Origin of the sequence: Pseudomonas sp. RA_15y_Pfl2_54 (assembly GCF_963971015.1) — a bacterium.
Classification (GTDB): domain Bacteria; phylum Pseudomonadota; class Gammaproteobacteria; order Pseudomonadales; family Pseudomonadaceae; genus Aquipseudomonas; species Aquipseudomonas baetica_A.
Genome location: NZ_CAXAPN010000003.1, coordinates 103,932 through 118,840 on the forward strand (window position 1 = coordinate 103,932; position 14,909 = coordinate 118,840).

Genomic DNA, 14,909 nt, shown 5'->3' on the forward strand with positions numbered 1-14,909 from the left:
ACATGACGGCCGCGATCCAACGGCGACTGGAGATTCCAGAGCCCAACAATGCTGAAAAAACCGAACTGCATCCCGAGCTGAATCGCGCCCACATACGCTTCATCGGCCTGGGCAAAACCTATAACGGCCGGCAAGGTCCGGTCGCGGCCCTGCAAGGCATTGATCTGGCGATCCAGCGCGGCGAGGTGTTCGGCATCATCGGCCGCAGCGGCGCGGGCAAATCGTCGCTGATCCGCACGATCAATCGTCTGGAGCAACCGACGTCGGGGCGTGTGCTGATCGATCAGGTCGACATCGGCGAGTTCGATGAAGATCGCCTCGTCGCCCTGCGCCGACGCATCGGCATGATCTTTCAGCACTTCAATCTGATGTCGGCCAAGACCGTTTGGCAGAACGTCGAATTGCCGCTGAAAGTCGCCGGGGTGCCGAAAGAACAGCGCGAGAAAAAGGTTCGCGAACTGCTTGAACTGGTCGGTCTGCAAGCCAAACACAAGGCCTATCCGGCACAGCTTTCCGGCGGCCAGAAACAGCGCGTCGGCATCGCCCGGGCCTTGGTTCACGACCCGGACATTCTGCTCTGCGACGAAGCCACTTCGGCACTCGACCCGGAGACCACTCAATCGATCCTCGGCCTGCTGCGCGAGATCAATAAACGTCTGGGCCTGACCATCGTGCTGATCACCCACGAGATGGCGGTGATCCGCGAAATCTGCGACCGCGTCGTGGTGCTGGAGCACGGGCGGATCGTCGAGCAAGGCCCGGTCTGGGAAGTGTTCGGCGACCCACAGCACGCGGTCAGCCAGACGTTGCTCGCACCGCTGCAACACGCTTTGCCACAAGAATTGCAGAGCCGTTTGCACACGCTACCGCCCTCGCCCGGCGCCGCTGTGGTGCTGCGTTTGCAATTCACTGGGGCGGCCGGCGATGAGCCGGACCTGGCGGCCTTGTTCGCCGCACTCGACGGACGGGTGAAATTGCTTCAGGGCGGTGTGGAACGGATTCAGGGCCACGCGCTGGGGCAACTGCTGCTGGCCGTCAGTGGATCATCGCTGAGCACCGAGCAGTTGCGTCAGCGCGCGGGTGATTGGGCGCAACGGGTGGAGGTGTCGGGTTATGTGGTTTGAGCGCTTGCTACAGGGGTTTATCGACACGTTTGTGATGGTCGGTGTGTCGTCGCTGATCGCCCTGCTGGTGGGGATTCCCATGGCGGTGATTCTGGTCACCAGCGACAAGGGCGGGATCTACCAGGCGCCGGTGCTGAATCGCGCCTTGGGTGCGTTCGTGAACCTGTTCCGCTCGGTCCCGTTTCTGATTCTGATGGTGGCGCTGATTCCGTTTACCCGGTTGATCGTCGGCACCACCTACGGCGTGTGGGCGGCGGTGGTGCCGCTGACGATTGCAGCGACGCCGTTCTTTGCGCGGATTGCCGAAGTCAGCCTGCGCGAAGTCGATCATGGTCTGATCGAAGCCGCGCAAGCCATGGGCTGCCGGCGCTGGCACATCGTCTGGCATGTGCTGTTGCCCGAAGCGCTGCCGGGAATTGTCGGCGGTTTCACCATCACCTTGGTGACGATGATCAACTCCTCGGCCATGGCCGGGGCGATTGGTGCCGGTGGCCTGGGCGACATCGCTTATCGCTACGGCTATCAACGCTTTGACAGCCAGGTCATGTTGACGGTGATCGTGCTGCTGGTGGCGTTGGTGGCGGTGATTCAGTTGGGTGGCGATCGGTTGGCGCGGGGGTTGAACAAGCGTTGAGTGGGTTGTTCTTGTTCATTGTGGCTTGGGGTACGCCCCCCAAGTCACTCAACCTTTTGTTGGAGTGTAGCTATCGAGTCACCCGCATCGAATTTCAACCATAAAGCAAATTGTTGAATAAATTGTTGTCTTCCTGCCTGGATCGATACAGATCACTCATACTTTTTGCTGCGTAAACAAGACTATCCGCGTTATTAGCCGCCATTTCCGCACGCAGATGAGGAGCCTGATTAAACATTTCAATCGACGTTTCAAGATCCAATATATCCGGCATCCCCATATAGTTACCAACCGAGGTAATGAAATCACGATGAGACGCCGTGTACTGTTGTGAAAAAACAAGATTCAAACCGCCGTGCATGATGGCTTCGGACAGACCTCGAGCAGGCAAATCATATTGCATCACTGGGTAATTCAAAAGCTCCGGCGAATTAGAGTTCAGGTAGAAATTATCTAACGCACCAGGCCCGACCGCGCTAACCCGGCTAACCCTGTTCAAGTGCATTAATTCATGCCCCAATACCAGACCTGAGTTGCCATTAACTCTGTCTAGATTAATAGCAATACGCCCATAAAAATCGCCAGGTCTGACCTCTGCAGTTGAGTGCCTCGCTGTTCCTGGGCCCGCTATAAAACCTAAAAACTTTCCTCTCGCCGCTGGCCTACCGTAGGCATTTGCCAGTTCCCTTCCACGCGTCCAAATTCCCGGAAGCCTGTTTTCTACCGCGCTGTATTGCGGACCAAAGTAACTCTGCAAGATTCCTGAGGTTTCTGCGTACCCTTGCGTTAACACATAAGTTGCCTCTGCGAAAACCTTCTCCACTTCAGACAACTGCGAGCTTATTACAGACGCTTGGTCCATAGGAAACGCATCAAGTCCTCGTGCAGCAATCAGTTTCTCCGAGCCGATGAGTGCTGTTTCCACAAAATCATCTTTACCTTCGTAAAAAAACCTGCCATCCACGTCTTTCCTAGCGACAGGATTATTTGCAACAAGCAACAAAACAGAAAATGTTCAAGCCATTGATTTCTCCAGCTGGATCCGGACTAATCCAGCGCTGCAACCATGGCGCGTAATACCGATGTCCATAGTAATAGAGCCCGGTCGCATCCCTCTCCTTGCCCGAATAACGAATGGTTTTGTCATTCGCCACCCCTGCACTTTTACCCGCCCAGCACGCCGTACCGCCAAAGGGATAATAGTGTTCCTGCGTTAGCACAGTCGCTTGCTCATTCAGTTCCAATGTGCTGGAACCGAGATGATCGCTGAGGCTGTACCTCTGTTGGTCGACGTAATTACCTTCGGGCCAGTGCAACACTCGAACGCTGCAAGGTCCGGCTTCGACGCGGACGACATGGCGTACTTCGCCACTGGCCTGTCGATGGATTTCCAGGCCAGGGAGATAACGGATTTCACTGTGCAAAGTCCGGCGATTGGATTGGCTGAAAATTGCCTTGCGCAACCGATGGCCTGGTCGGTCATAGGCATACGACTCATAGTCGTCAGCTTCGCCCTCGCGTTTGACCAACGTCACCTGACTCAACTGATTGCGGATGTCCCAGAGCATAGCCTGTCCGCGTTGCAGCTCCAGTTGATTGCCGCAGGCATCAAAGCCCAGCGTTATTTGTGGCTCTCCCGGCAAAGTACCGTCATCCCGTTGCCCCAAACCTCGATTGCTGTGCGCGGAGGTGAACATCGAAAACCCCGGCGCACCACTGTGGTGTCGGGTGATCAGGTTGCCCGCCGTGTCGTAGTCGAATGTCTGGGTGTAGTTGCGCCGTTGATTAGGGTCCAGCGGTGTGGGCAGCAGATCCGGTAACGCCGGGCCATGGCTCGGCTGACTGACTTCCCAGCCCTTGGCCTCAACCAGTTGATACAGGCTGTCGTAGCGATAACGGCTGATCGGCTCGATGCGCTGGTGATTGAAGTACGTGACGGCCTGGGTTTTATCTTCCAGGCTGACGATGTTGCCCACCGGGTCGTAGCCGTAATGCAAATTCTGCAATGGAGGTTGCTCACCGAGACCGGCGATCAGGCTGAGCAACCGGCCGTCATCTGGGCTGTATTCAGCGCGGCTGACGACGCCGTTTCCGGCGGTCTCACGTTCGATCTGTTCTTGAGCGTTGTATTGGATATCACTGAACAGACACTGCGACGGCTTACCTTCACCGGCCAGTAGAAGCCAGGTCGCGGAGGGTTTGCCCGATACGTTGTAATGAACGGTTTGGGTATTGCCCATGGCATCGATCTGGCGCTGCAGTTCGCCCGTCGGGTAGAAAGCGTGACGGGTTATGTACGACTTTTCTTCAAGATACTCGTCACGAACGTCGGGATCGGTGGGCCAGTCAGGCAGGTCGAGCGCTGTCAGAAAGCGCCGGGATTCGGCCAGCTCGGCACCGGTCAGACCGTAGTCGTTGATGATGCGGTTACCGGCCGGATCGTCATGGCGGATCAGGCGACCGCACTGGTTGTGCTGCGCGAACGCATCGCTGGCAGCGGCATAGGTCAATCGCTCGACCACACGAGATGGCTCGCCACGGGCCTGCTCCTTCAGTGCCACCGGACGCTGCTGTTCGTCGAATTCGGTGTGACGCTGGCTACCTCGTGCATCCCAGAACGAACAGGTCAAACCCGCCTGGTTCAGCAAACTCAACTGCCAACCCGCATCGACACTGTCCGTCAGCAAGGCCTGACCGCTCAGCCCATAAGCCGTGGCCAGATTCGGTTTCGGTGCCGTTCCCCACAATCGCGGGTCCCACGACGCCACCTGACGTCCAGCCGCATCGAACATTTGCCGAGTGATGCGCGGGTCGATGTCGGGCTGGTCCGGATGTCGGCAATAGCCGACGCGGCGGATCACCTGCGAGCGAGAGTCCATGACAGACAGCGTCGGCGTGGCAGTGTCGTGGTGAACAATCATGGTCGGCGGCGTCCGTCATACACATGGGTGAAGACTGAACGCTTTTGACTCGCGCCGATACTGTAAGAACTAACAGGTGCAGAGTCGGCGCCGCCCAATTCAACTCAAAGATCCTCGATCAGGCTGTCGAGCCATGCATATTCAGTTTTGCTTCGATGCAACTCTTGCATGCTTTTTGTCGCGCAGATAATGCTGTCAGCATTATTGGCGGCCATGTGCGCGCGCATCTGCGGGTTTGCATTGAAGAGATCAACGGCCGTCTGAAGATCCGGAACGTCGCGCATTCCCAGGTAATGGCTGACCCCCGACAGGAACTCACTGTGGTCGTTCATAAAGACATTCAAATATTCGGCTGTCAGTCCACCGCGCATGATGACCTCGGAAACACCGCGCTCCGGAACGTCGTAAACGGTTAGCGGTTCCGACGTCAGAAAACCACGCGCCTCGACGCCCAGGTAGAAATAATCCGACGCGTTGGGTCCGATGGCCGCGAACCGATCGATTCTGTTGGTGTGCAACATTTCATGGCCCAGCGTCAGGCTCAACGCCCCGGCACGCAGGTATTTGCGATTGATGAACACCCGGCCATGGAAATCACCTTTGTACATCCAGGCCAAGTGATTGCCGGCAGTATCAACCCCCAGGAATTTATCGTCCCCCCAAAACCCTTGATACTCTTTGGAAACTGCCAATCCTCGCGAGACGCACTCAGAGAATCGCGGCGAAACGGTTTGGTGGTCGGTCCCAAAGTAGCTTTCGTAGACGGCATCGGCTTCCTGGTATTTCAGCGCGATTGCCCGACTGGCATCAGAGAACGTGCTTTGGACCACTCGCAACTCCGAGCGGATAATGGCTGCCTGCTCCGCAGGAAATTGCCGCAACCCACGCGCCACCAGAGTGGTGCCCGCGTCGAGTCCGAGCTCAAACACGTCATCCTTGCCGGTATGAATGCGGTCGCGTTCCAGTTTCCAGGTTTTGCTTTGCGGCTCGAAAAACAGTACCGGTCCCGAGGGCTCCAGTTCAGACAACAGGGTCGCTCGATACTCTCCGCTCGTCCGGTCTCGCCTGACCTGGGCGATCTTGCCGGGCGCGATATCGACGTACAGCCGCCCCTTGACCACCCTGAAGCCTTGAGCATTGGCCTCAGCCAGTTTCTCCGGAGGTTTCAACAGATAGTGTTCAAGTGTTTTAACCTCGGGGCGAATAGGCAAAATCCCGGCAGACAGCAACGGGGTAATCGTAACGGCCGGGACTGCAGGAACCGACGCGCCAGGGTCGCGGGCAACCTCCATGTGTGCTTGCTCCGCATCAGGGCGAAAATTCTTTATCGCAGGCCCATCTCCGTCCAGCGGATTGCCGGGTCTTCTGCGGGGTGAATCTACGTCTGCCGGGCTACGGATGGTCGACGAGGTAGTAGCGGGTTTGCGAACAATGCTCATGAAAAAATCCTTTTTTCTAAGTGAATCTCCCCTTAAAAAAAACCGGGCAGACATCGCGACAGTCGTCTATCGCGCAGGCGTCATTACATCCCGAAGCGGACAACGCGGTGCGGTACATATGTATTGCACAGACGTTGGGGGTTTATGCTTTGCCGTGAGTAGCGATTCACACCGAAAAGGAAAAATTTCGCACAGGAAAATCAGAGAACCTACAGGCCTGTTCCCTTTCCTTTGTCATCTGAAAGGCGCGGACCGGGCCAGGGCTTTTTCGGTCTGGCATTTGCTGAAGATGGCCAAGACGATGGTGGATCGTTCGATTGATTGTCTGGGGATGAAACCTTCTGGCTGAAGTACTTTGTCGCCAGTAAAACCGCTTTCGCGGGCAGGCTCGCACAGTCGGAATGCGTGCTCCTGTGTGTGGCGATGAGTTGCGCAGCAGCCCCCAGCCTGATGGCGTATATTCGCCAAACCTCCATCGCCCCACGCAGCCCAGCCATGAAGCAGACGCCCTCCGACCTTCAACAGATCACCGCCACCACCCTCGGCCACTACAACTCGGTGGCCGAAGACTTTCGCGAAGGCACGCGCGATCACGATGTCAGCCAGAACATTGATGCGCTGTTGCGGCACATTCAGGGTGCCGCGCCGTTCACCATTCTTGATTTCGGCTGCGGCCCAGGGCGGGATTTGCAGACGTTCACACGTTTGGGCCACGTCGCGGTCGGCCTCGACGGCTCGCAGGAGTTTGCGCGCATGGCCCGCGAGGACAGCGGTTGCGAGGTCTTGCAGCAGGACTTTTTGAAACTCGATCTGCCTTCAGAGCGCTTCGACGGTGTTTTCGCCAACGCCGTGCTCTTTCATGTGCCCTTGCAGGAGTTGCCACGGGTATTGCAGCAGTTGCGCAACGCACTGAAACCCGGTGGCGTGCTGTTCAGCTCCAATCCACGCGGGGATAACAGCGAGGGCTGGAACGGGCCGCGGTATGGCGCGTATCACGACCTTGAGGCGTGGCGCCGGTTGCTTACCACGGCCGGGTTCGTCGAACTGGAACATTACTTCCGCCCGGCCGGGCTGCCACGCGAGCAACAACCCTGGCTGGCCAGCGTCTGGCGCAAGGCCTGAGTCAGGGAGCAGCCTGCACCCGGTAGTGGCTGACGGCGCCGTCGGGCGTCAACACCGTGATGCTCTCGCCGGGCAAGGTCTGCCCCTGCACTTCACGCGATGCCTGATCAAAATTGGCCAGCAGTCGAGTGCCGTCTTCAAATGAAGTCTGCTGCACCTGCCGATCCTCGCTCAGCCATTGGAAACCGGTGAGTGCCTGAGTGGCCAGCCGCTCATGCAGCGGGCGGAAAAACGCATCCTGCCGCGCAATCAAAGGTAAGCGCTGCGCCAGCGTCGCCGCACTCAGGTGATACAGCGGCGGCACGTTGTAGAGCAACTGCGTGAGTTCGTTTTCTACCCGTACGTTGCTCAGCTTCAGGCTGTCGAACAACCAGTGATGCGTGGTGATGACCGAGCCGTGAAACACCGCCTGGTACAGCGGCAAACGGCTGGCCGGATCAAAGTGAATGCGTCGATACGGCGCTTTAATCGGCACCGGTTTGAAGAACACCGCCGGTTGCTCGGGTGGATACCATTGGCCCGTGAAGTATTCGGAGTCGCGGTTCTTGCTCATGTCGACATCACCCCATCCGATCACGGGCGTCTGCATACCATGGGCGAACAACACGCCCTGCGCCGTCGTCGCGTTGCCGTCCTCGGAACCGCTGGGCAGTTGCAGCGTTTCATTGATCCAGCGTGATGCCTGGACGTTACCTTCAGCGTTTTGCGCCTGGGTCATCGTCGAGCCCGGCCGATAGCTGTCGAACACCATGCCCGTGGCATAGGCGTCGAGGAACCAGCTGTTGAAACCAGCGGCAGCGCTGACCGCTTTGACTCGCTGCTCCAGCAACGGGCGCACGCAACGAGGATCGGTGTAATGGCCCGACTGCTGAAAGCCGGTTTTCGGCTCACCGCTTTGCAGCACGATGGCGCAGTCCACGTTGGCTTTGTCCCCCAGGTGCGCCGTCGTCCAGTCCGGGTTCTCGTCACGGCTCAGCGCCGTCTCGTAGGAGTCGTACGGTGCCATCAGATACCCCGCCGCCACGCCAGCGCGAACCGCCTCAGGATGCCAGAGTCCACCCTCCCAGCCTTCGCCGAGCCCCAGCCACAGGCGTGTCAGCCCGGCACTCTGCAAGCCTTTGATGGTATCGAGCGACAAGGTACTGCCCCAACGCTTAGGATCGTCCGTCAAGGCGTCAACAAACTCAGTGGCCAACTGCGCACGCAGCGCAGCGTACCCGTCGACCAGCGCTTGCATGTCGGGCTGCGCGCGGGCCTGCCAGGTTTTGCGCGCCTGCGTGGCCAGCGCACGGTTGAGACCGCGCAACAGGACGGTTTGCGGGTAGCGGTTGACCACCGTTTGGGTGGCGAGCAGTTGCAATGCCTCACGATCCATCCCGGCGCGCAGCGCGCTGGCGAGCTCGCCCTGGCCGCGTAACTGGCCGAGCAGTGCCGGCCAGTCGCGCACATCCTTTGACCCCAGCAGATCATTGCCCCACAGGTAGACATGACTGGCACCCAACAACTTGCTGGCCTGCGGGGTTTTCTCAAGTTTGCTGTTCAGGGTTTCGTAGCGCCCGTTATCGATCAGCCATTGCCGGTAGCGCTTGGCCCCCGCCAACGGCTCGGCCGCGCCCAGGTACAGGCTGAAGGTCAGCGGCGTTGAAGGGGCGAGTGCAGTGAATTGGTGCCGCGCCGCCAACGCCAGCGTGTCGCCGTCAGCGCTGAACAGCAGTTGATTGTTGTAGGGGTTGGTCAGCAACCAGTTGAGGCTGAACCCATCATGCTCAACGCCCCACAGCGGCAGGCTCAGGTCCTGGGTCGTGTTGAATTCGCCCTGCCCCAGCAAAAACTGTCGCCACACCGGATCAGCCCGGGGCACGTAATGTCCTTCGGCCAGTGGCCAGATCAGGCCTTTGCCCATGGCGCTGCCGGGTTGGCGCAGGAACTCCAGTTCGGCGGGGTCGCGCGCGGTGATCGAGAAGGACAGGTCACGCTGATCGAGTTCTACGCTGAGCGACCAGGCGCCATCGTCCCATTGCCAATCGAGGCGATTGCCGCGTCTGACCAGTTGGCTGACCTTGTGCGCTTGCCCCCCCGATGATGCCTGCACGGTCGCGCTGTTGGCCGGGGTGACCCGTAACGCGAGCGTCGCGGGGTCGATCTGCACCTGCCACAGCGAGTTTTCCAACAGCGTTTCGGCCAGCGATGAGGGCGACAGGCACAGGCCGGCCATCAACAGCAGTTGGCGCAGCCAGCAAGCGACAGTCGACATCGGGTGTCCTCCTCCAAATGGAGGAGGGACGGTAACGCAATAAATCATGGTTGTAAGTCAGACCGTTCCCAAAGGTGTAACAGGCGCCCTCAACGGGCCGATGTTGAAGCGTCTTTCTTCGGCTCGCGAATCTTGTACCAGGCCACATACAGCGCCGGCAGGAACAGCAGCGTCAGCAGCGTCGCCACCACGATCCCGCCGATCATCGCGTACGCCATCGGCCCCCAGAACACTTCCCGGGCGATCGGGATCATGCCCATGCTCGCCGCCGCCGCAGTCAGCAGAATGGGCCGGCGTCGATGCTCGGTCGCCTCCACCACCGCATCCCACGGCGCATAGCCTTTGCTCTCGTACTCATCGATTTGCGTCACGAGGATCACCGAGTTACGGATGATGATGCCGATCAGCGCGAGAATCCCGAGGATCGCCACGAAGCCCATCGGCGTGCCGGTCGGCACCAGCGCCAGCACCACGCCGATCAGCCCAAGCGGCGCGACACTGGCCACCAGAAACATCTTCTGCACGCTGTGCAACTGGATCATCAGGAAAGTCGCCATCAGGAACAGCATCAGCGGCAGAACCTTGGCTATCGGCCCCTGAGCTTTGCCGCTTTCTTCGACCGTACCGCCGGTGGCGACCTTGTAGCCCACCGGCAGTTTGTCGGCGAAGGCATCAATCGACGGTTTGAGCAGTTTCACCAGATCGGTCGGCTGGATTTCGTCGCGCACCGACGCCTTGATGGTGATGGTCGGCAAGCGGTCGCGACGCCACACCAGCGGTTGTTCCAGCTCATAACGCACCGTGGCGAATGCCAGCAATGGAATCGACGCGCCGTTGGGCGTGACGATCTGCAGGTTCTGCAGGGTTTCTGGCGTGCCCCGCTCGGAGTCCACCGCACGACCGACGACGTTGATCAGGTAGATATCATCATCGACCTGGGTCAATGGCGAGCCGCTGACGATGCTGTTCATCACGTTCGCCACGTCTTCGGACGACAGCCCGAGTTGGCGGGCCTTGTCCTGGGCGATGTCGATGCGCAGGACTTTGCCCGGCTCGTTCCAGTCATAGATGATCTCGCCGATGTGCGCGTTCTTGTCCAGTTCGGTGGCCAGGTCGATGGCGTGCTTGCGCACCTGATCGATGTCTTTGCCGCTGACCCGGTACTGGATCGGACGCCCGACCGGCGGGCCCATTTCCAGTGCCTGGACATAACTGCCGATGCCGACGAAATCTTTGCGCAAGCGCTCACGCAAGCGTTGACTCAAGGCCTCGCGTGATTCGAAATTTTTGCTGACGATCACCAGTTGTGCGTAGTACGGGTTTTGCAATTGCTGATCGAGCGGCAGATAGAAGCGGATCGCACCCTGACCGATATAAGTGCTCCAGCGCACGATGTCCGGATCACCCTTGAGGGTTTCTTCCAGTTTGTCGACGACCTTGCGGGTCTCGTTGATCGAGGCGTTCTGCGGCAGGTTCAAGTCGACCAGAATTTCCGGTCGATCCGAGGAGGGAAAGAACTGGTTCTGCACAAACCGCATGCAGAACACCGACAGCGCGAACAACAGCACGGTGATGCCGATCGCCCACCAGCGGTTGCGCATGCACCACAGCAGACCACCGTTGAAGGCCCGCCCGATACGCCCGGGCTCGGCCTCATGGGGTTTCACATTGGCGCTGAGAATGTGGACACCGATGACCGGCGCAAACAACACCGCCACCCCCCACGACACCAGCATCGCCACCGCAATCACCGCAAACAGGGTGAAGGTGTATTCACCGGCCGAACTGGCGTTGAGACCGATCGGCACGAACCCGGCCACGGTCACCAGCGTACCGGTGAGCATCGGGAAAGCCGTCGAGGTATAGGCGAACGTGGCGGCCTGCTCCTTGGTCTCGCCCATCTCCAGGCGCGTGACCATCATCTCCACGGTGATCATCGCATCGTCCACCAGCAGGCCGAGGGCAATGATCAGTGCGCCAAGGGAGATCCGCTGCATGGTGATGCCGCTGTATTCCATGAACACAAACACCATCGCCAGCACCAGCGGAATCGAGCACGCCACCACCAGACCGGCGCGCACGCCGAGGCTGACGAAGCTCACGACCAAAACGATGATCACCGCTTCGAACAAAGCGCTGGTGAAACCGCCGACCGCCTCTTCCACCACCACGGCCTGATCGGACACGGTGTGAACGCCGACACCGACCGGCAAGTCTGCCGTGAGCTGATCGATGCGCTCGTGCAGGGCCTTGCCGAAGGCCTGAACGTTGCCGCCCTTCTGCATGGCAATGGCCAGCCCGATGGCCGGCTTGCCGTTGAAGCGGAACTCGGGCGTGGCCGGGTCGACGTAACCGCGACTGATGTCGGCGATGTCGGCCAGACGGTAGAAGCGGTCATTGAGCTTGAGATTCACCTCGGCCAGGTCTTTCTCCGAGGCGAACTGCCCCGAGGTCCGCACGGAAATCCGCTCCGGCCCGGCTTCGATCACCCCTGCCGGGGTCACCGCGTTTTGCGATTGCAGGCTTTGCACAACCTGACGCTGATCGATGCCCAGCGCCGCCAGTTTGCGCGTGGAGAAGTTCAGGTAGATCACTTCATCCTGCTGACCGACCATCTCGATCTTGCCCAGCCCCGGCACATCACGGATCTCCGCCCGGGCCTGTTCCACGTAGTCGCGCAACTGGCGCATCGTCAGGCCGTCGGTGGTAAACGCATACACCGAGCCGTAGACATCACCGAACTCATCGTTGAAACCAGGCCCTTGAATCCCTTTGGGAAACTGGCCGCGAATATCGTCGACTTTCTTGCGCACCTGGTACCAGATTTGCGGAATGTCCTTGGCACTGGTGGTGTCGCGCAGGTACACGTAGACCGTTGATTCACCCGGCCGCGTGTAGCTTTTCACGTAGTCGAGGGAGTCGAGTTCTTCGAGTTTTTTCTCGATGCGGTCGGTGACCTGCTTGAGGGTTTCCTCTTGGGTCGCGCCCGGCCATTTGGTCTGGATCACCATGGTCTTGATGGTGAACGAAGGGTCTTCTTCACGCCCCAGATTGAAGTACGAGAACACCCCCATGAGTAATCCGACGAACATCAGATACCAGACGAAAGACTGATGCTTGATGGCCCATTCGGAGAGGTTGAAAGAGCCTTTCATTGACTGTCCTCGTCAAGATTCACGGATTGTCCGGGTTTGAGGCTGTTGACGCCGGCGCTGACCACCTGCTCACCATTCTTCACACCGCCAGCCAGCACCACGGTGCCGTCGGTGCGACTGATCACGCGAACGTCGCGAGGGCTGACGGTTTTGCTTTGGGTGTCGATCACCCAGACGCGCGATTGGCCATCGACGTCCTGTATCGCCGTGGCGGGCAATTCGATGCGTGGTTTGATCGCCGAGCTGAGGGTCACGCTGATCGCCGTGCCGAGACGCAAACCGCTCGGGGTATCGGCCAGGGTCAAGCGTGCGCGGCGGGTGCGCGTAGCGCTTTGTGCCTGAGGCTCGATTTCGCGCAGGGTCGCTGTGGCGTTGATGCTCGGGTCGAGTTGCGCAGCGACCAGAAACACCACGTCGCGGGGGATCTGATCGACCAGGGTGTCGGGCAGGTCGATCACCGCTTCCTTGATATCGGGCTGCGCCAGGGTCACCACTTGCTGGCCGGCCGTCACCACTTGCCCGGCCTCGGCGTTCCACGCGGTGACCACGGCTTTGTGATCGGCGCGTAACTGGGTGTAGCCAAGTTGATCCTTGCTCTGATTGACCGCCGCCTGCGCCTGCTCCAGCGAAGCCTGGGTGGTTTTCAGATCCGTATTGGCGATGTCCAGTTGCGCTTGCGCACCGACCCCGCGATCAAACAGTGCTTGCTGACGCCTGGCGTTGGCCTGAGCGTTGATCAATTGCGCCCGGACCTGCGCCAGATCGCCCTGGGCTGAACGCAATTGGTTCTGCTGGTCGGAGGGGTCGAGGGTGGCGAGCAGCGTGCCCTTTTCAACCTCGGCGCCGACATCGACGTTACGGCTGGCGATGCGCCCGCCCACGCGAAAACCGGTGTTGCTCTCGTAACGCGCCTGAATGCTGCCGGCAAAACGCCCAAGGGTCTCCTCGTTCAGCGCTTGAACCCTGACCGACAGCACCGGACGCACCGGCTCCGGCGGCGGCTCGCTTTTCGAGCACGCGGCCAACAACACCGCCATGAACAACAGCCCCAGACGTTTCATGGCTGTGCTCCCGGTTGCAGATCCTTGTAAGTGTTTTCGGCAATCTCGACTTTGATGCCCGGATGCAACAACTGCCCACCGGCCACAATGACCTTCTCGCCGCCCTTGAGGCCGTCGCTGATGATGACTTTGCCGGTCAGGTATCGGCCGACCGTGACCGTGTGCAATTGCGCTTCACCTTGGTCGTCGACCATCCACACCGCCGGTTCACTGACTTTTTTCGTCAGCGCCGACCACGGCAGTTCCACCGCCGACGTGCCACTGCCCTTGGCAGTAGCGCTGACCACCGAACCGAGTTGCATGCCCGGCGGCAGGCTGTCGAGGGTCACTTTGACCTGCACCGTGCCGGACTGCGCCGACACCGCCGGCGTAATTTCGCGCACGGTGCCGGTGGTTTTGATCGCCGGGTTATCCAGCAGGCTGACCACGATCGAACGATCCGAAGGACGCTCGGCCAGTAGCGACTCGTACACGTTGAACACCGCATCACGAGCACCGTCGCGGGCCAGCGTGAAGATCGGCGCAGTCGCCTGAACCACCTGGCCGACTTCGGCCTGACGCTCGGTGATGATGCCCGGTGCATCGGCAATCAATGAGGTGTAGCTGAGTTGATCTTTGGCATTGGCCAATTGCGCCTGCGCGGCGCTCAACGCACTTTGGCTACTGCGCAATGCTGCCTGCGCGGAATCGTATTCGCTCTGGCTGGTGTAACCCTTGGGCAACAGTTTCTGCTGACGCACGAACGCGGCCGCGGTCTGCTTGACCCGCGCCTGTTCGGCGGTCACTTGCGCCTGGGCGGAGTCGACATTGGTCTGCAAATCCTTGGGATCGAGTTTGGCCAACACTTGTCTGGCGCTGACGCGGTCACCGACATCGACCATGCGCTGGATGATCTTGCCACCGACCCGGAACGACAACTCGGTCTGCACCCGCGCCTGCACGTCACCGGTCAGGGTCACGGCGGCGGCGTATTCGGCGGGTTTCACCACTTGCACAAAGACCCGTGGCAAGTAGTCCTCAGGCGCTTCTTTCTTGCCGCAAGCGGTCAACAACGTGAACAGGCCCAGCATGACTGCTGTTTTCAATCCGGGACTCGCCATGCAGACTCCTTCCTGTGTACGAACGTGCAAGTGACGATACGACTGTGAGCTTAGAACAGGGTTCCGCGTCTGTATGCCCGATCCCTATACTTCCTGCGG

The 14,909-nt window shown here is 59.6% G+C and carries 10 protein-coding genes and 1 pseudogene; 4 read left to right on the forward strand and 7 right to left on the reverse strand.

The annotated features are described in order from the left end of the window. Window positions 1-2: 2 nt before the first annotated feature. Both AACY50_RS03385 and AACY50_RS03390 read left to right on the forward strand, forming a co-directional pair. Window positions 3-1,124, forward strand: coding sequence for a methionine ABC transporter ATP-binding protein (locus AACY50_RS03385; RefSeq protein ID WP_339431580.1), 1,122 nt, complete (start codon window positions 3-5; stop codon window positions 1,122-1,124). Further along, window positions 1,114-1,758 carry a methionine ABC transporter permease gene (locus AACY50_RS03390; RefSeq protein WP_339431581.1) on the forward strand — a complete coding sequence of 215 codons (645 nt, stop codon included), beginning with the start codon at window positions 1,114-1,116 and terminating at the stop codon, window positions 1,756-1,758. Before AACY50_RS03385 ends, AACY50_RS03390 begins: the two co-directional genes overlap by 11 nt. A 94-nt stretch (window positions 1,759-1,852) precedes the next feature. On the opposite strand, the gene AACY50_RS03395 is transcribed toward AACY50_RS03390, so the two are convergent. The 3 genes from AACY50_RS03395 to AACY50_RS03405 form a co-directional block, all read right to left on the reverse strand. Beyond that, window positions 1,853-2,722 (reverse strand): hypothetical protein, encoded by an 870-nt coding sequence (locus tag AACY50_RS03395; RefSeq protein WP_339538139.1) that lies wholly within the window; start codon window positions 2,720-2,722, stop codon window positions 1,853-1,855. A 19-nt stretch (window positions 2,723-2,741) separates the two neighbouring features. Then, entirely contained in the window at window positions 2,742-4,679 is a 1,938-nt protein-coding gene (locus AACY50_RS03400) for an RHS repeat domain-containing protein (protein WP_339538140.1), read from the reverse strand. A gap of 104 nt (window positions 4,680-4,783) precedes the next feature. Beyond that, a complete protein-coding gene (locus AACY50_RS03405; protein ID WP_339431583.1) occupies window positions 4,784-6,118 on the reverse strand; it encodes a hypothetical protein in 1,335 nt (444 codons plus the stop codon). A 235-nt stretch (window positions 6,119-6,353) separates the two neighbouring features. On the opposite strand from AACY50_RS03405, the pseudogene AACY50_RS28655 reads away from it, so the two are divergent. Next, window positions 6,354-6,467: pseudogene (locus tag AACY50_RS28655) on the forward strand (DUF6124 family protein); the annotation flags it as partial. 146 nt (window positions 6,468-6,613) lie between these two features. Continuing rightward, the gene (locus tag AACY50_RS03410; RefSeq protein ID WP_339431585.1) at window positions 6,614-7,240 is read left to right on the forward strand and encodes a class I SAM-dependent methyltransferase; all 627 of its coding nucleotides are present in this window, start codon (window positions 6,614-6,616) and stop codon (window positions 7,238-7,240) included. A 1-nt stretch (window position 7,241) separates the two neighbouring features. On the opposite strand, the gene AACY50_RS03415 is transcribed toward AACY50_RS03410, so the two are convergent. From AACY50_RS03415 to AACY50_RS03430, 4 genes are all read right to left on the reverse strand, one after another. After that, window positions 7,242-9,494, reverse strand: a complete 2,253-nt coding sequence (locus AACY50_RS03415) for a glycoside hydrolase (protein WP_339495480.1) — start codon at window positions 9,492-9,494, stop codon at window positions 7,242-7,244. Window positions 9,495-9,583: 89 nt separating this feature from the next. Continuing rightward, window positions 9,584-12,649: an efflux RND transporter permease subunit gene (locus AACY50_RS03420; RefSeq protein ID WP_339538141.1), complete on the reverse strand. Its 3,066-nt coding sequence runs from the start codon at window positions 12,647-12,649 to the stop codon at window positions 9,584-9,586. After that, window positions 12,646-13,710: an efflux RND transporter periplasmic adaptor subunit gene (locus tag AACY50_RS03425; protein ID WP_339463951.1), complete on the reverse strand. Its 1,065-nt coding sequence runs from the start codon at window positions 13,708-13,710 to the stop codon at window positions 12,646-12,648. Before AACY50_RS03425 ends, AACY50_RS03420 begins: the two co-directional genes overlap by 4 nt. Continuing rightward, the gene (locus AACY50_RS03430; protein ID WP_339431589.1) at window positions 13,707-14,810 is read right to left on the reverse strand and encodes an efflux RND transporter periplasmic adaptor subunit; all 1,104 of its coding nucleotides are present in this window, start codon (window positions 14,808-14,810) and stop codon (window positions 13,707-13,709) included. The genes AACY50_RS03425 and AACY50_RS03430 overlap by 4 nt, the downstream gene beginning before the upstream one ends. Between the last annotated feature and the right edge of the window lie 99 nt (window positions 14,811-14,909).